Source organism: Microbacterium sp. USHLN272 (assembly GCF_037149655.1).
Taxonomy (GTDB): Bacteria; Actinomycetota; Actinomycetes; order Actinomycetales; family Microbacteriaceae; genus Microbacterium; species Microbacterium galbinum.
In genome coordinates this window covers 1,307,953-1,322,933 of the sequence record NZ_JBBCRA010000001.1, presented here as the reverse complement: position 1 = coordinate 1,322,933, position 14,981 = coordinate 1,307,953, and the positions used below count along the sequence as shown (strand labels likewise).

At 69.4% G+C, this 14,981-nt stretch carries 17 protein-coding genes and 3 tRNA genes; 12 read left to right on the top strand and 8 right to left on the bottom strand.

What is annotated here, in order from left to right; all coding sequences use genetic code 11:
• Positions 1–63 precede the first annotated feature (63 nt).
• Positions 64–660: a hypothetical protein gene (locus tag WFJ97_RS06455; protein WP_336640869.1), complete on the bottom strand. Its 597-nt coding sequence runs from the start codon at positions 658–660 to the stop codon at positions 64–66.
• Positions 661–735: 75 nt separating this feature from the next.
• Here WFJ97_RS06455 and WFJ97_RS06450 point away from each other — a divergent pair, with 75 nt between their 5' ends.
• Positions 736–1,662 (top strand): carbohydrate kinase family protein, encoded by a 927-nt coding sequence (locus tag WFJ97_RS06450; RefSeq protein WP_336640868.1) that lies wholly within the window; start codon positions 736–738, stop codon positions 1,660–1,662.
• A gap of 86 nt (positions 1,663–1,748) precedes the next feature.
• Positions 1,749–1,833: transfer RNA gene (locus WFJ97_RS06445), tRNA-Tyr, on the top strand.
• Positions 1,834–1,887: 54 nt separating this feature from the next.
• On the opposite strand, the gene WFJ97_RS06440 is transcribed toward WFJ97_RS06445, so the two are convergent.
• Complete coding sequence (locus tag WFJ97_RS06440; protein WP_336640867.1) at positions 1,888–2,646, bottom strand: SDR family NAD(P)-dependent oxidoreductase; 759 nt, start codon at positions 2,644–2,646, stop codon at positions 1,888–1,890.
• Between the two features lie 49 nt (positions 2,647–2,695).
• Here WFJ97_RS06440 and WFJ97_RS06435 point away from each other — a divergent pair, with 49 nt between their 5' ends.
• The 7 genes from WFJ97_RS06435 to WFJ97_RS06405 all read left to right on the top strand — a co-directional run bounded on the left by WFJ97_RS06435 (position 2,696) and on the right by WFJ97_RS06405 (position 7,545).
• Positions 2,696–3,187 (top strand): FBP domain-containing protein, encoded by a 492-nt coding sequence (locus WFJ97_RS06435; RefSeq protein ID WP_247623208.1) that lies wholly within the window; start codon positions 2,696–2,698, stop codon positions 3,185–3,187.
• A 45-nt stretch (positions 3,188–3,232) separates the two neighbouring features.
• The gene (locus WFJ97_RS06430) at positions 3,233–4,030 is read left to right on the top strand and encodes an enoyl-CoA hydratase/isomerase family protein (protein ID WP_247632773.1); all 798 of its coding nucleotides are present in this window, start codon (positions 3,233–3,235) and stop codon (positions 4,028–4,030) included.
• Between the two features lie 119 nt (positions 4,031–4,149).
• A complete protein-coding gene (locus WFJ97_RS06425) occupies positions 4,150–5,178 on the top strand; it encodes a hypothetical protein (protein ID WP_336640866.1) in 1,029 nt (342 codons plus the stop codon).
• Positions 5,175–5,978 carry an inositol monophosphatase family protein gene (locus WFJ97_RS06420; protein WP_336640865.1) on the top strand — a complete coding sequence of 268 codons (804 nt, stop codon included), beginning with the start codon at positions 5,175–5,177 and terminating at the stop codon, positions 5,976–5,978. The genes WFJ97_RS06425 and WFJ97_RS06420 overlap by 4 nt, the downstream gene beginning before the upstream one ends.
• Before the next feature lie 201 nt (positions 5,979–6,179).
• The gene (locus WFJ97_RS06415) at positions 6,180–7,295 is read left to right on the top strand and encodes a M23 family metallopeptidase (protein ID WP_336640864.1); all 1,116 of its coding nucleotides are present in this window, start codon (positions 6,180–6,182) and stop codon (positions 7,293–7,295) included.
• 68 nt (positions 7,296–7,363) lie between these two features.
• Positions 7,364–7,435: transfer RNA gene (locus WFJ97_RS06410), tRNA-Thr, on the top strand.
• A 36-nt stretch (positions 7,436–7,471) separates the two neighbouring features.
• Positions 7,472–7,545: transfer RNA gene (locus tag WFJ97_RS06405), tRNA-Met, on the top strand.
• Positions 7,546–7,585: 40 nt separating this feature from the next.
• Here WFJ97_RS06405 and WFJ97_RS06400 read toward each other — a convergent pair.
• The 6 genes from WFJ97_RS06400 to WFJ97_RS06375 form a co-directional block, all read right to left on the bottom strand.
• Positions 7,586–8,680: an FUSC family protein gene (locus tag WFJ97_RS06400; RefSeq protein ID WP_336640863.1), complete on the bottom strand. Its 1,095-nt coding sequence runs from the start codon at positions 8,678–8,680 to the stop codon at positions 7,586–7,588.
• Positions 8,680–8,886 carry a CDGSH iron-sulfur domain-containing protein gene (locus WFJ97_RS06395; protein WP_336640862.1) on the bottom strand — a complete coding sequence of 69 codons (207 nt, stop codon included), beginning with the start codon at positions 8,884–8,886 and terminating at the stop codon, positions 8,680–8,682. Before WFJ97_RS06395 ends, WFJ97_RS06400 begins: the two co-directional genes overlap by 1 nt.
• A complete protein-coding gene (locus tag WFJ97_RS06390; RefSeq protein ID WP_336640861.1) occupies positions 8,883–9,920 on the bottom strand; it encodes an iron-containing redox enzyme family protein in 1,038 nt (345 codons plus the stop codon). Before WFJ97_RS06390 ends, WFJ97_RS06395 begins: the two co-directional genes overlap by 4 nt.
• Before the next feature lie 99 nt (positions 9,921–10,019).
• Positions 10,020–10,457, bottom strand: a complete 438-nt coding sequence (locus WFJ97_RS06385; RefSeq protein WP_336640860.1) for an SRPBCC family protein — start codon at positions 10,455–10,457, stop codon at positions 10,020–10,022.
• Positions 10,458–10,518: 61 nt separating this feature from the next.
• On the bottom strand, positions 10,519–10,989 hold the full coding sequence (locus WFJ97_RS06380; RefSeq protein WP_247623200.1) for a heme-degrading domain-containing protein: 471 nt from the start codon (positions 10,987–10,989) through the stop codon (positions 10,519–10,521).
• Positions 10,990–11,084: 95 nt separating this feature from the next.
• Positions 11,085–11,939 (bottom strand): SDR family oxidoreductase, encoded by an 855-nt coding sequence (locus WFJ97_RS06375; RefSeq protein ID WP_336640859.1) that lies wholly within the window; start codon positions 11,937–11,939, stop codon positions 11,085–11,087.
• Between the two features lie 94 nt (positions 11,940–12,033).
• Here WFJ97_RS06375 and WFJ97_RS06370 point away from each other — a divergent pair, with 94 nt between their 5' ends.
• The 3 genes from WFJ97_RS06370 (at position 12,034) to truA (ending at position 14,979) form a co-directional block, all read left to right on the top strand.
• Positions 12,034–12,399: a winged helix-turn-helix transcriptional regulator gene (locus tag WFJ97_RS06370; protein WP_247623198.1), complete on the top strand. Its 366-nt coding sequence runs from the start codon at positions 12,034–12,036 to the stop codon at positions 12,397–12,399.
• A gap of 115 nt (positions 12,400–12,514) precedes the next feature.
• Positions 12,515–14,056: an APC family permease gene (locus WFJ97_RS06365; protein ID WP_336640858.1), complete on the top strand. Its 1,542-nt coding sequence runs from the start codon at positions 12,515–12,517 to the stop codon at positions 14,054–14,056.
• Between the two features lie 80 nt (positions 14,057–14,136).
• Positions 14,137–14,979, top strand: coding sequence for a tRNA pseudouridine(38-40) synthase TruA (gene truA / locus WFJ97_RS06360; RefSeq protein ID WP_336640857.1), 843 nt, complete (start codon positions 14,137–14,139; stop codon positions 14,977–14,979).
• The last annotated feature ends 2 nt before the right edge of the window (positions 14,980–14,981 follow it).

The window sequence follows — 14,981 nt, the reverse complement described above, 5'->3', positions numbered from 1 at the left end:
GAAGGCCCCGGGGTTCTCCCCGGGGCCTTCGTCGTACCCGCCGGCATCCGAGCGGGCGGATGCCTAGTCGAAGATGCTCGCGATGATGCTGGCCGTGTAGCCGGTGGGCGCGAGGTTGGAGTACTGGGTGTCGATGAGGATGCCGTCGCGCCAGAAGAGGGTGCGCCCGTCGGTCACGGGGTATTGCTCGTTCTGCCAGGTCTTCTCGCAGCGGGTGCCGCCGTCGGGCGTGAAGCAGCTGAACCCCTCGGTGTCGGCGAGGTCGTTGAGCAGGTCGAGCGCGGGTCCGCGGTTCATGCGCTCGATCGTGGTGACGAGGCCGGTGGTGTCGGCGCCGGGGTCTCGCCAGATGCAGGTGAGGGTTCCGTTCGGGCCGACGCCCGACGGTCCGAACGCGGCGTCGTTGAGCGGCGTCTCGCCGAGCTGCGACAGCACGTCCTCCGAGAGGATCGCGCGGCAGTCGGTCGGCAGTGCTACGGCAGCGGCGGTGGGTGTCGGTGACGGGGTGGGGGAGGCGGATGCCGACTCGGTGGGCGATTCCGATTCCGAGGGCGACGGAGAGGCTGAGGAGCCCCCGTCGCCGTCGGAGGCGGCGCCGCAGCCCGTGAGGCCGGCGATGAGCAGGAGGGCCGCGACGGCGGCAACGGAGCGTGCCTTCATAGCCACACCGTACTCCTCGGTCATCCCGAGCCGTGCGAGCGGACGATGACGGCGGGGCGCGGTAATGTCGGGCGGGTGAGCACAGACACTTCTTCCCGATCCGCGGTCGTCATCGGAGACGCCCTGATCGACGAGATCCGCGACGAGACGGGCATCCGCGAACTGGTGGGTGGCGCCGCGCTGAACGTGGCCGTGGGCCTGCGCAGATTGGGCGTGCCGACGACGCTGATCGCGATGGTGGGCGACGATGCGGCCGGCGCGCACATCCGCGAGTACCTCGACGACCACGGAGTCACGCTGATCGCCGAGCCGGCCCCGCACGGATCGTCGCGCGCGATCGTGCAGCGCTCGGCCGGCGGCGAGCCGGAGTACGTCTTCAACGAGGCGGCGCGGCGGCGCAGCATCCGCTATTCGGATGCCGCGCGGCGGGCGATCGCCGACTCGGATCTCGTGGCGATCAGTTGCTTCCCGTTCGATGTTCCGGCCGAGGTCGACGCGCTGGCGGATGCCGTCGGCGACGCGCGCCTCGCGATCGATCCCAACCCGCGCTCGGGCATGCTCAGCGACCGGGAGGAGTTCGTGCGCGGCTTCGAGCGCCTCGCCGCGGCGACCGAGATCGTCAAGGTGGGCGCCGATGACGCGACGCTGCTGTACGACGGCGACCTCGACGCGCTGCGCGCGCGTCTGCGCGGTCTCGGCGTGCGCGCGGTGCTGGCGACAGCGGGCTCGGAGGGCGCGGTGATCGAGACGGATTCCGCGACGATCTCCGCGCCGATCGCGACGCTGCCGGGGCCGATCGTCGACACGGTCGGAGCGGGCGATGCGACCCTCGCCGCCGTCGCCGCGGGGCTGGTCGGAGCGCGTCCTGAGGCGGCGGAGGAGTGGCAAGCGCTGCTGCATCGGGCGATGGACATCGCGGCGGCCACGTGCCGCGCCGAGGGCGGTCTGCTGCGCACTCCCGAGTCGCTCGCGGAGTCGGCGCGCGGCGTGCAGGGCAGCTGACAGCTCGATTTCATCCACCGGCCTTCGACGGGTACTATAAATACTCGTGCCCCCGGTTGGCTGTTCAAGTTGGACGGGTGCGCTCTGGCGAGTTACCCAAGCGGCCAAAGGGATCTGACTGTAAATCAGACTGCACTGCATTCGGGGGTTCGAATCCCTCACTCGCCACCAGAAAGGCCCCGCGATCGCGGGGCCTTCTTCGTTTCCGGTTCACCCTCGCGGAGCTCACCGCAAGTAAGAAGCCCCGTTGAGATCGAGCACCGCACCCGACGCCCACTGCGCCTCGGGAGAGGTGAGGTAGACGACCGCGGCGGCGACCTCCTCGGGCGTGCCGACGCGGCCGAACGGGCTCTGCGCGCGCAAGAAATCACCTTCGGCGCCGGCGAGCTTCGACTGCTGCCGTTCGGTCCCGACGAATCCGGGGGAGACGGTCGCGACGGCGATGCCGTGCGGAGCCAGCGCGACGGCCAGCGACTGGCCGAGCGCGTGCAGTCCCGCCTTCGCCGCCCCGTAGGCGGGGAAGTCGGGCTCGCCGCGGTCGGCGCCGCGTGAACCGATGTTCACGATCGATCCGCCGGCACCCGCGCGGATCAACGCGTTGGCGACGAGATAGGAGACGTTGGCGGCGGCGCGGAGGTCGACGTCGAGCATCCGTGTCCATGCGTCCTGCCAGGTGGCGTAGTCCACGGCATCCACCCGATGGAAGGTCGCCGAGCTCGGCGCGATCGCCGCGTTGTTCACGAGCACGTCGATGACCCCGAGCGCCGCGATCGCCTCGTCGACGATGGCCGCTGCATCCGTCGGATCCGAGAGATCGCCGCCCACCAGGTGATGGCCGTCGCCGTGCAGCAGAGCGAGCGTCTCGGCGGCGGAGTCCCGGTCGCTGCCGTAGTGCACCGCGACGCGATCGCCGCGAGCGCTCAGCGCGATCGCGGTGGCCCGGCCGATGCCGCGGGATGCTCCGGTGACGAGTGCGTGTGCCATCCCGCCACTCTACGAGCCGTTCCCACCCGCGACTTCCTAGACTGGGACGATGCGAGCGCTCACCGAAGCAGACGTCCGGGCATCGTTCGTCAATGCGGATGCCGACGAACTCCGGGTCATGGAGATGCCGCACGACTTCGTGCTGGTCGACTGGGACTACCTCGACTTCTTCGCGTGGCGCGATCCGGGCGCCGGGCGCCGCGGGTACGTGCTGATCCCGCATGACGGCGAGATCGTCGGCATCGTGCTGCGCGCCTCCGATCCGGGGCGCGGCCGATCGGGCATGTGCGACATCTGCCGCACCATGCAGCCGGGCAACCAGGTCACGCTGTTCTCGGCGCGGCGGGCAGGGGAAGCGGGACAACGGGGCGACTCGTTCGGCACCTACATCTGCGCCGACCTCTCGTGCCACGAGAACGTGCGGCTCGCACACCCGCTCGCGCCGAACGAGGTCCTGGCCGACGGGCAGGTCGACTTCCGCCTCGACGGCACCCGCCGCCGCATGGAGGCGTTCGTCTCGCGGGTGTGGCAGTACGCCTGACCGCGATTACGCTGGACGCAACGTCCTGTGCTCGAAGGAGAAGCCATGAGCGATGCCATCCTGTTCTCGGTCGATGAGGGGATGGCTCGGCTCACGCTGAACCGCCCGGCTCGGCTCAACGCCTTCAATGCCGATCTCGCGCACGCGTGGCGCGACGCCACGGGCGAGGCGACGTCGCGTTCCGATGTGAAGGCGATCCTGATCGATGCGGCGGGGCCCGCATTCTGCGCCGGCGGTGACGTGATCGACATGGCGACCACGATGGGGTCGGGCGACGAGATCACGGCCCTGGCAGAGGTCATCAACACCGGCATCCGCTCGCTGACGGAGTCATCGGTGCCGGTCGTCGCGGCCGCGCACGGCACGACCGCGGGCGGAGGCCTCGGGATCCTGCTCAGCAGCGACTACGCGGTGGTCGGCTCACGATCGCGGCTCGGCAGCCTCTACGCGAACATCGGCCTCACGCCCGACCTGTCGGTCTCGGCGCAGCTCGCCCGTGCGGTCGGGCAGCGACGTGCACTGCAGCTGGTGCTGCAGGATCGCCTGCTCACCGCCGACGAAGCGGTGGAGTGGGGCCTCGCGGCCGAGACGGTGACGGGCGAGGACTCGGCAGCCGAGGCCGCCCTCGTGCGGGCTCGCGGCGAGGAGATCGCCCGCTTCTGGCTCGCCGGTGCCGCGGATGCCTACGGTCAGGCGAAGCACCTGGTGCGCGCGCAACCCGAGCGCACCTTCGCCGAGCAGCTGACCGCGGAGGCGCTCTCGATCGGCGCCGCGATGCAGACGCCCGACGCGCAGGCGCGGATCGCCGCGTTCGCCGCCGCGTCCGCGAAGAAGGCCGGCTGACCCGGACTGCACCGACGTCGACATTCGGATGCTTGTGCACATCCGGGGCGTCGGGGCAGTGCCCGCGCCTGCTCGCATGGCAGGATGAGGGGCAACGCCGCTAGAGGGGGAGGGTCGTCATGTCCCAGCCGGAGACCGTGACCGAAGAGAAGAAGAACATGTCGCTCCTGATCAGGGGAGCGATCTGGATCGCCATCGGGGCTCTGATCGCCGCAGCGCTCGTCTGCGTCGTGTGGGTGCTGATCGGTGACCAGGACGGCCTGATCGGCCGGGCATTCCTCACGATCCTGCTGTTCGCCGGATTCGCGGGCATCGCGATCCTCGAGGCGGGACTCGCGCCCAAGCGTCCCGACTGGCTGGCGCTCACCAGCATGGTCACCTGGATCATCGCGCTGATCGTCGGTGCCTTCAAGATCTGGCTGCCCGAAGACGACTACTACTTCAACGGAGCGGCGCGGTTCTTCCAGCTGCTCCTCGTGGTCGGCATCCTGCAGCTCGCGCTGCTGCACGTGCGCCTCTTCACCCCGGCGGCGCAGCGCCACCCCACCACGTTCAACCGGGTGATCTACATCATCACGGTCGTCTTCCTCGGCGGCCTCGTGGCGATGCTCGTGTTCTATCTGACCTTCCCCGACTCGTTCGAGTACGTCGAGCTCTACTGGCGCATCGTCGTCGCGCTGACGATCCTCGCCGCGGTCGGAACGACGCTCGTTCCTCTGCTCAACGCGCTCTTCGCTCCGAAGAAGCCGGCTCAGCAGACGCCTCCGGCGAGCGCGTTCCTCTCGTGGCCGACCTTCGCCGACGGTGTGACTCCGCTGCCCGCACTGCCCGACGGCAGCCCCGACTGGAACGCCTACTACACGGGACAGCCCACGGCCTACGTACCGCAGGCTGCGCTCCCGGCGACGTCGTTCCCGGTGGCTCCCGAGCCGCAGGCTCCCACGGTTCCCGGAGTTCCTCCGGTGCCGACCGCTCCCGCCGAACCCGGATTCGCGTACCCGAGCGCGCCCCCGCAGCCTGCCCCTCCGCAGGCAGCGCCGCCGCAGCCCGCGCCCCCTCAGTCCGCACCCCCGCAGTCGGCGCCCTCGGCTCCGCACACGCAGGAAGCCTTCCCGCCGCCGCCTCCCGCCCCGCGTCCTCCGCAGTGAGCGGCGAGATCGAGGTCGAGCTCGCCGAGCTCGCGCAGGAGATCGCACGCGAGGCCGGCGAGCTCGCGCAGCGCCGTCGCCGCGAGGGTGTCACGCTCGCGGCGACCAAGACCACGCTGGCCGACATCGTCACCGAGGCCGACCGCGAGGTCGAGGCCCTGATCCGCACCCGGCTCGACGCGGCGCGGCCGGGTGACGGGTTCCTCGGCGAGGAGTCCGAGGCGGCGCAGGGCGAGACCGGCATCACGTGGGTCGTCGACCCGATCGACGGCACCGTGAACTACGCCACCGGCATCCCCGCCTACAACGTCAGCATTGCCGCCGTGCGCGGAACGGCAGACCCGGCGAGCTGGGAGCATCTCGCCGGAGTCGTGTTCGCACCCGCGCTGGGTGAGCTGTTCTCCGCCGCGCGCGGGCACGGGGCCTGGCTGGGAGACGAACGACTCGCGGTGACCGACGAGACACCCGCAGGCGCGCTGCTGGCGACGGGCTTCGGATACGACCCGGCCACGCACGACGGCGACATCGAGACGGTGAGGCGCGTGATGCCGATCGCGAGGGACCTGCGGCGGATGGGAGCGGCGGCGCTCGACCTCGCCTATGTCGCCGCCGGACGCCTCGACGGATACTTCGAGCGCGGTCTGAAGCCTTGGGATTTCGCGGCCGGGGCACTGCTCGTCCGCGAGGCCGGAGGTGAGGTCTCCCGCTTCGACGTCGACACGGCGCGCCCCCTGATCGTCGCCGGCGGGAGCGCCGTCCATGCGCGCCTGATCGAGCGGATCGGCGTGAAAGATGAATGACTCATGGCTTTCCCAGCCGAGGCGAGGTAGTGTTTACGCGATCGTTATTTCCGCCGCCCGAAGGCGGAACATGAGTAAGCGCCCCCGAGCTTGATGTACGACCCCGAGAGAATCGTTTTGCCCTTCGAGAATCCCCAGGCTGAATCTGCGCCCACGCGCCGCTCCAGCCGACTCCGCACTCAGGCCCACGAGGCCACCGCGGTGGGAGAGACGGCGACAGCCTCTGCATCCCCCGCGGCCACCGAGACCTCCGCGCCCCTGTCCCGTCGCGCCGCCCGCATGCTGGTGGCCGAGGCCATCGCCGCCGACGAGTCCGTCGAGAAGATCGCCGCGCCCGACGAGGTCGTCTCCGAGCTCGGCGAATCGACGCCGAAGCCCGCCAAGGTCCCCCTCGTGGTGAGCGACGAGCCGATCATCATCGACGGCCCCGCCATCCCCGCGCCGACCGAGAACCTCATCGACGCGTTCGAGCAGGCCTCGCAGGCGTTCAAGGGATCGGCGTTCCACCGCGCGACCGCTTCGGTGCCCGTCGAGAAGTCGTCGATCGAAGAGATCGTGCACCTCGCCCCGCGCCGCTCCGGCCGCATCCGCAAGGTCGTCACCGTCGGGGCCTCCCTCGGTGTCATGAGCCTCGCCGGTCTCCTCGCGGTGTCGATGACGCTCCCCGCCGAGGCCCTCGCCGCCGTGCAGGGCACCTCGGCCGCCTCCGCGTCGCTGGTCGCCCCCGCTGCCGCCGACGAGAAGTCCGCGGCCTCCGATGAGATCCAGGCCTTCGTCACGTCGTCCGACGTGCAGAACGAAGCTCTCGACCGCGGCGACGACTTCAGCACGATCTCCCTCGTCGAGGTCGCCGCCGAACAGGGCATCAACTACTCCAACGAGGTCTTCACCAACGACCCCGAGGCCGCCATCCAGTGGCCGTTCCTCGTCGGCGTCGGCATGAGCTACGGCTACGGCATGCGCAGCGGCCGTCTGCACGAGGGCATCGACTTCGTTCCCGGCAACGGCGCTCCCGTCCAGGCCATCGCCGACGGCACGGTGCGCCTCGCGACCGAGCAGGGCGGCGCCTACGGCGTCACCGTGTACATCGACCACGTCGTCGACGGCGAGGTCATCACGAGCCACTACGCGCACATGCAGTACGGCTCGCTGCAGGTGAAGACGGGCGACAAGGTCACCGTCGGAACCGTGATCGGCAAGACCGGCAACACCGGCCGTTCGTACGGCGCGCACATGCACTTCGAGCTCATCGTCAACGGATCGACCATCGATCCGCTGCCGTGGCTCAAGGCGAACGCCGGTCGCTACGAGTATTGACCGGCTCGATTTCATGAGGACGCCACAGTAATGGTATTCTCGTGTGGTTGCCCCGCGAGGGGCAGCACGCCCCGATAGCTCAGTGGCAGAGCACTTCCATGGTAAGGAAGGGGTCGTCAGTTCAATCCTGACTCGGGGCTCGCAGCATTCGTCTCTGCAGAACGCGGATGCGTCGCGGCAGGGTAGCTCAGCTGGTCAGAGCGCACGACTCATAATCGTGAGGTCGCGGGTTCAAGCCCCGCTCCTGCTACAGGAATTCACCCCGGTCCTCGGACCGGGGTTTTCTGTTGCTACGCGACTTCCGCCGACGGAGAGTCGACGGGAGGGCGGCTGAGGATCAGGATTCGCCGCAAGTGCATCGCCGCCAACACCCCCGGGCCGATCGACTGCCGCACCTGCATCGTGCGGTCGTCGACGGTCTCGAGCAACAATCGCACGGCACGTGTCGCCGAGCCGCGGACGCGATGCGCCTCGGCCGACGTCGGATCCTCGAGGGCGATCACCTCGGCGACCGCATGGCAGGCGGCAGTCAGCGGAGCGGGGAGTTCGAGATCGAGGTCGATCGCCGCGGGGCGATCCCAGATCGTGTCCGCGAGCGAGTCCGCGATGTCCCTGATGTGCTGCGAGATCCGCTCCAACGCCTCCAGCTGTCGGTGCGCATCGTCGGTCTCCCCGCGTCGACCCCACGCGCGGGGATTGCCTCGGCGACTCTCGTCCGCCTCGACGAGAGCGAAGCGCAGCGAACGTGCCGTCTCCGCGAGCGAGGTCGCGTCGTCGGCCCACTGCTCCTTCTCGGGCGGCCATGAATCCGACACCGCCTCACCGATGTCGTGCAGGTGCGTCGCGAGTCGCTCGCGGAAGAGACGCAGGCTTGCCGTCGCCTCGGCGGTGAGCGGTGCCGGCGCGATAGCCAGATTCACGACGAGCCCCACGACGACCCCGACCGACATCTGGGTGAGGTATCCCAGGGAGTAGTCGTCGGCATTCTGCCCGCCGATGATCAGCACGAAGAGCGCGGCCATGGGCACGTACTCGCGCCCCACCCCGAACCACCCCGTGCCCGAGAGGAGCACGCCGAGCCCGACGACGATCGGGATGGACCACCACGTCGGACCCACCGTGAGCACGATGATCGAGGCCAGCCCGATGCCGGCGGCGAGTCCGAGCAGGGTCTGGAGCCCGGACTTCACCGATCCCATCAGCGTCGGGTACATGCTCACCAGCGCGCCGAGCGGCGCGTAGTAGGGGTACTCGTCGGTGACCCCCGGCATGTATCGGGCGATGAACCACGCGATCCCGACGGCCAGCGCGGTCTTCGCGACCAGCAGAAGTCGTGCGGGACGCGTCGCTGCCTGCAGCGCCGAACGGAAGGGCGGGCGACGCATCAATCCTCGGTGCGGAAGCCCGCGGGTTTGTGCGTGCCGTCGCAGAACGGCTTGATGGCCGAGAGGCCGCAGCGGCAGAGTGCGACGGTGCGCCGGCGCTGCTCGATGGCGTTGCCGTCCGCGTCGCGGAGGTCGATCGCGCCGCGCACCAACAGCGGCCCGTCGGGATACGCGGTGATCGTCGGATGCTCGTCGTGCATGCTCATACGTCCACCCGCTCTCGGAGCGAGGACTCGTTGCGCGACCAGGCCTCGAGGATGTGCTCCCCGACCCAGCCGTCCACCGCGAGGCATGCCGAGGCTCCGAACATGATGTCCGGCAGCAGATCCGGTCGGTCCTCGGCGAGTCCACCGGCGAGATCGCGCGCCGCGATCTGCTCGTGCACGGCATCCGCCTCGACGTGCTCGTCGAAGTAGTCGGTGACGTCCTCGCCGTAGCCGAGTCGGCGCAGGCCGTCGGCATAGAGCTTGTTCGGGATCGACGACGTCATCTCGAAGGCCGCCAGGTGACCGACGATCGCACCGACCAGTCGACGGTTCAGCCCGAACATCGACATCATGTTGTGCGACGCGAGAGTGATCGCCGGCACATCGTCGACGTAGGCGCCGTAGGTGTCATCGAGATCTGCACCGCGCATCGCGGCGGCGAAGATCTCCGCGTGCACGCGCTCGGGGCGCCCACCGCCGTACTCGTCGGACTGGATCTCGACGAGCGCCGCCTTCGCGCGGCCGGTGAGCCGCGGGATCGCCCACGAGTGGGGGTCGGCCTCGCGCAGCGTGTAGACGGAACGCTGCAGGAAGAACTCGCGTCCCTGCTCAGGCGTCGCCTTACGGGCGAGGTAGCGCGAGAGGCTGGGGCCGTCGTCTTCCGCGGCGAGGGCGAACAGCGCGCGCCCGACGGCATCGACGGTGGGCTCCGGCATCTCCGGAAGCGGAACGACCTCGCGCAGGCGCTGCTCGAAGGCCGCCTCCAGCACACCACGGACCGCGATCAGCTCGGGATCCCACTCCAGGCGAGGATCCAGTCCGGGGAGCGAACCGTACGCGGAGGCGTAGAGCAGGAAGAGCGCCAGCTGCACGTCGTCGTCGTGCACGAGATCGGATGCCTCGGCCACCGCGGCCTGAGCGCTCCGCACGGTCACGGCATCCGCTTCGCCGGTCAGGCGCTTCCGCACCGCATCGCCGAGTGGGCCGCGTGCGGAGGGGAGCGGGGCGGGGGACGTGAGGAGGGGGGAGGTCATGTGCTTCTCCGATCAGTGAGGCGGGTGCAGTCTTCCTCGGTACCGGTGAGGGCGTCAGGGTCTTGACGGTCGGTTCCCGAGGGCGCTAATGGCTGCCGGTCAGCGAGCGCGCCCCTCGGCGAGGTACGCCAGGCGGTGCAGGGTCTCTGCGTTGCGGAAGCGAAGGAGCGGCGTGGTGATCAGGCTCGGGAGCAGTGTCGCGGGCCCTTTCACCGGCTCCTCATCGATGCGCACCATGGCGCCGCCGTCCCACGCGCGGACCCTCAGGGTCACCCGAGCCTCTCCGATCGGCCAGCCCTTCGCACGGATGACCATGCGATTCGGGGGGGACCACTCCTCGACGACGGTGGTGTCGTCGAGGAGGGCGGGCCAGACACCGACCGAGTGATGCAGCTGGGATCCCTCGGCGGGCCAGGTCTCATCGACCTCGCGCATCCGCGAGGCGCCGACGACCCAGGCCGGGTACAGCCATCCGTTCTCGAGCACCTCGAAGACATCCGCCGGGGTGCAACGGAGCGTGCGCACATTCTTCGCCATGCGACCACCATCGCGCGTCGAGCGCCCCGGGCCCAGGGGGTTGACGCGGCGGAGGATCGTCTCAGCGCGAGAGGTGCGCGCGCAGCGCCTCCACGACCAGAGCGTGGTCGGCGTGCATCTCGAGGCCGCTCACACCGATCGCGCCCGCGAGCGTTCCGCCGATCCGGATCGGGAACCCGCCGCCCGCCGCCGCGTACAGCGCGGGGTCGAGACGGGATGAGCGCTCGAAGTCCTCGCCCCGGGAGAGGAAGTCGTAGTGCACGCCCAGAGAAGAGCGGCCGAAGTGCTCGACGACGCGGAACTTCCGCTCCAGCCAGGCGTCGTTGAGGGCGCTCGTGCCCGGCGCCGCCATGTGGAAGGCGCGTTGGCCGCCGAGGACCACCGACACGACGATCGGCAACGCGTCGGCGACGGCACGCGCGCGCAGCCAGGCCCCCACCTCCCAGGCATCCGTCACGGTGAAACGATCGACGTCCAGCTCCCGCTCCTCGGCGGTGATCGCGTCGAGGGCGGCCTGTGCATCGATGCTCATACTCGTGAGACTAGCGGCCTGCCTGCGCCTGGGCGCAGAAAAGCCCGGAATCCGCGAGGGACACCGGGCTTTTCGCGTTGGGAACGCCGTCGAGGTCACGCCAGCGGTCGGAGGCCCTCCACGAGAGGAGTGGTCGGGCGGCCGATCAGACGCGCGAGCGTGCCGTCGGTGTCGGCCAGTGCGCCGTCGCGGATGCCCGCGTCGAGCGCGGTGACGAAGCCGACGGTTCCCGCGTCGAGACCCGCGGACTCGAGAGCGGCGGCGTGCTCCTCGGCGGTCAGCGCGCGGTACTCGACGGGGCTGCCGATGACCTCGGCGATCGCGGCGGCGAGCTCGTCGTAGGTCCATGCGACGTCGCCGCCGAGCTCGTACGCCTGGCCGAGGTGGCCGTCTTCCAGCAGCACGACCGCCGCGGCATCCGCGAAGTCCTTGCGGCTCGCCGAGGCCACGCGGCCATCGCCGACGCTGGCCGCCACGACGCCGGTCTCGCGGGCCTGCGCGATGTTGCCTGCGTAGTTCTCGGTGTACCAGTTGTTCCGCAGGATCACGGCGGGGATGCCGGACGCGGCGATGAGCTCCTCGGTCGCCTTGTGCTCGGGGGCGAGCACGAGATCGCTCGTCGGGGCCTTCGGAGCACTCGTGTAGACGAGCTTGCCGACTCCGGCCGCCTTCGCCGCGTCGATGACGGCCTGGTGCTGCGCGGTGCGGCGACCGACCTCGGAACCCGAGATCAGGAGCACCGAGCCGACGCCCTCGAGCGCCACCGCGATCGTGTCGGCCCGGTCGTAGTCGACGACCGCGGTGCGCACGCCGCGGGCGGCGATGTCGGATGCCTTGGTGAGGTCGCGCACGCCCGCGACGATCGACGACGGCTCCGCGCCGCGCTCGAGGAGGCTGTCGATGACGAGGCGGCCGAGCTGTCCGGTGGCGCCGGTGACGAGAATGGTCATGAGGGTCCTTTCGTGGGAATGACACCTTCGACAACCCCGCGCTGGTTCAAAACCTTCCGACCTGCGGGTACCCACTTTGAAGTAAGGTACCTACATGACGGTGAGTTATGCGCAGATCCGGGAGAGCACCCCGCTCGTCTTCGAGCAGGGGTGCAGCACCCGCGTGATCCTCGACCACGTGATGAGCAAATGGGGCGTTCTCGTGCTCTCGTCGTTGTCGGACGGAACGCTGCGCTGGGGAGAGCTGCGCCGCGAGGTCGACGGCATCAGCGAGAAGATGCTCGCCTCCACGCTGCGCACCCTCGCCGACGACGGCCTCGTGCACCGCGAGTCGTTCCCGACGGTGCCCCCGCACGTCGAATACAGCCTGACCCCGCTCGGGCGCGACCTCATGGAGCGGATGCTGCCGCTGATGGCCTGGATCGCCGACCATGCCGACGGGATGCTCGGACGAAACTGAACTGCGGATTTCACTGAACTGCGGATTTCGTCGCGTGCGTACCCATTCGCGGATGGAATCAGTCGTTCGGAGAAAGTCATTGACGCGATAACCGCAATGGCCCTACTGTCTGACCATGGCAGCTACGACGCCCATCCACCTTGAACGGCCCGACGGCAAGGGGTTGGCGGCAGGCACACTCGGGCTCTGGGGTTCGACCGTCATCGGTCTCGCCTCCACCGCGCCCGTGTACTCGCTCGTCGCGACGCTCGGCTTCGTGGTCCTCGCGGTCGGCGCGCAGGCGCCCATCGCCTTCATCATCGCCTTCGTGCCGATGCTCCTCATCGCGTTCGCGTATCGAGAGCTCAACAACGCCGTGCCCGACTGCGGCACGACGTTCACCTGGGGCACCAAGGCGTTCGGCCCGTGGGTGGGCTGGATGGGCGGCTGGGGCGTCGCCGTCGCGGGCATGGTCGTGCTCGCCAACCTCGCGCAGATCGCCTCCGTCTACTTCTGGTCGTTGATCGGGCAGGACCTCGCCAACAACGACTGGCGCGTGGTCGTCGTGGCCGTCGTCTTCATCGCCGCGATGACGTGGGTGAGCTGGCGCGGGGTCGAGATCGGCGAGCGCATCCAGAACATCCTGCTCGGCATCCAGTACCTCGCCCTCGGCATCTTCATCGTCACTGCTATCTGGCAGTTCTTCGCGGGAACGGCGCCGAACCCGACGCCCTTCGACCTGGAGTGGCTGAACCCGTTCGCCTTCACCGACTGGTCGGGCTTCACCGAGGCCATCCTGCTCGCCCTCTTCATCTACTGGGGCTGGGACACCTGCCTCGCCCTGAACGAGGAGACCAAGGACCCGAAGCGCATCCCGGGCCGCGCGGCTCTGCTCACCACCGTCATCCTGCTCGTCACCTACGTCGCGGTCACGATCGCGGCCATGATGTACGCGGGCCTCGGCGAGACCGGCACGGGACTCGGAAACGAGGCCAACGCCGACGACTTCTTCCTTGCCATCAAGGACGGGCTGCTCGGACCGTTCGGGTGGGTTCTCGTGGTGTCGGTGATCATCTCGGCTATCTCCTCGACGCAGACCACGATCCTCCCGACCGCGCGCGGCACCCTCGCGATGGGCGTCTACCGTGCGCTTCCCGCGAAGTTCAAGGACGTGCACCCGAAGTACAAGACGCCGTCGTTCTCGACGATCGTCATGGGCGTGGTCGCCTCGGTCTACTACATCGGCATGACGCTCATCAGCGATAACATCCTGCAGGACTCGATCCTGTCGCTCGGCCTCGCCATCGCGTTCTATTACGCGATCACCGGCTTCGCCTGCGTCTGGTACTTCCGTCGCGACATCTTCCGCTCGCCGCGCGAGTTCTTCTTCAAGGGCCTCTTCCCCCTGCTGGGCGGACTGATGCTCACCGGAGCGTTCGTGCAGTCGGCGATCGACATGTGGGACGTCGACTACGGCTACACCGTGCTGTTCGGCATCGGCGGCACCTTCGTGATCGGCATCGGATCGCTCGCGTTCGGTCTCGTGCTGATGTTCGTCTGGTACCTGTTCCCGCGGTCGAAGCGGTTCTTCCGCGGCGAGAGCCTGAACCGCGACACCCAGGTGATGGTGCCGGATGAGCCGGCGACCACCATCCGTTCGATCGACGGCGGCATCTGACCCTTCCCGGATCGCGATGACGGCCCCGGCATCCGCGGATGCTCCGGGGCCGTCGTCGTCGGTGACCTAGGCTTGTCGACGTGCGCATCCGGCTCGACATCGCCTATGACGGAACCCACTTCCGCGGGTGGGCCCGGCAGCCGACGCTGCGCACCGTGCAGGGCACGCTCGAAGAGGCGCTGGCGCGGATCGTCGGTTCCGACGTGCGGCTGGTCGTCGCCGGGCGCACGGACGCCGGGGTGCACGCCTCCGGCCAGGTCGCGCACGTCGACCTCGACAACGCGCAGTGGGCGCGCATCGAGTCCCGGCACGGACGCGCCGCCCTCGACCCGGCTGCCTCGATCGCCGGACGGATGCGCGGAGTGCTCGGCGCCTACTCGGATGTGGCGGTGCACCGCACCTCGATCGCGCCCGAGGGGTTCGACGCGCGGTTCTCCGCGGTCTGGCGCCGCTATCGCTACCGGCTCGCGGATGAGATCGCCGGATTCGATCCGCTGCGCCGCCTCGACACGACGAGCGTGCGGGGCCGACTCGACGCATCGGCGATGGATGCCGCGGCGCAGACCCTCATCGGCCTGCACGACTTCGCCGCCTACTGCAAGCCGCGCGACGAGGCCACGACCATCCGTACGCTTCTCGACTACCGGTGGACCCGGGATCCCGAGGGAGTGCTGGTCGCCGAGGTCAAGGCCGACGCGTTCTGCCACAGCATGGTGCGCGCGCTCGTCGGTGCCTGCGTGGCCGTGGGGGAGGGGCGACTGGACGTCGGCGACCTCGTGGTGCTGCGCGACGCGCTCACCCGCACGAGCGAGTTCAAGGTGCTGGCGGCTCGGGGGCTGATCCTCACCGAGGTCGGCTATCCGGCCGACGATCTGCTCGCCGCGCGCGCCGAGCAGACGCGGGCGCGACGCGACAGCGAGTGACG

What these genes read in the sequence shown, in the direction of transcription:
- WFJ97_RS06455 (WP_336640869.1), bottom strand. Translation starts at nt 660, where the DNA reads ATGAAGGCACGCTCCGTTGCCGCCGTCGCGGCCCTCCTGCTCATCGCC.
- WFJ97_RS06440 (WP_336640867.1), bottom strand. Translation starts at nt 2,646, where the DNA reads ATGGCACACGCACTCGTCACCGGAGCATCCCGCGGCATCGGCCGGGCC.
- WFJ97_RS06435 (WP_247623208.1), top strand. Translation starts at nt 2,696, where the DNA reads ATGCGAGCGCTCACCGAAGCAGACGTCCGGGCATCGTTCGTCAATGCG.
- WFJ97_RS06430 (WP_247632773.1), top strand. Translation starts at nt 3,233, where the DNA reads ATGAGCGATGCCATCCTGTTCTCGGTCGATGAGGGGATGGCTCGGCTC.
- WFJ97_RS06425 (WP_336640866.1), top strand. Translation starts at nt 4,150, where the DNA reads ATGTCCCAGCCGGAGACCGTGACCGAAGAGAAGAAGAACATGTCGCTC.
- WFJ97_RS06400 (WP_336640863.1), bottom strand. Translation starts at nt 8,680, where the DNA reads ATGCGTCGCCCGCCCTTCCGTTCGGCGCTGCAGGCAGCGACGCGTCCC.
- WFJ97_RS06395 (WP_336640862.1), bottom strand. Translation starts at nt 8,886, where the DNA reads ATGAGCATGCACGACGAGCATCCGACGATCACCGCGTATCCCGACGGG.
- WFJ97_RS06390 (WP_336640861.1), bottom strand. Translation starts at nt 9,920, where the DNA reads ATGACCTCCCCCCTCCTCACGTCCCCCGCCCCGCTCCCCTCCGCACGC.
- WFJ97_RS06385 (WP_336640860.1), bottom strand. Translation starts at nt 10,457, where the DNA reads ATGGCGAAGAATGTGCGCACGCTCCGTTGCACCCCGGCGGATGTCTTC.
- WFJ97_RS06380 (WP_247623200.1), bottom strand. Translation starts at nt 10,989, where the DNA reads ATGAGCATCGATGCACAGGCCGCCCTCGACGCGATCACCGCCGAGGAG.
- WFJ97_RS06375 (WP_336640859.1), bottom strand. Translation starts at nt 11,939, where the DNA reads ATGACCATTCTCGTCACCGGCGCCACCGGACAGCTCGGCCGCCTCGTC.
- WFJ97_RS06370 (WP_247623198.1), top strand. Translation starts at nt 12,034, where the DNA reads ATGACGGTGAGTTATGCGCAGATCCGGGAGAGCACCCCGCTCGTCTTC.
- WFJ97_RS06365 (WP_336640858.1), top strand. Translation starts at nt 12,515, where the DNA reads ATGGCAGCTACGACGCCCATCCACCTTGAACGGCCCGACGGCAAGGGG.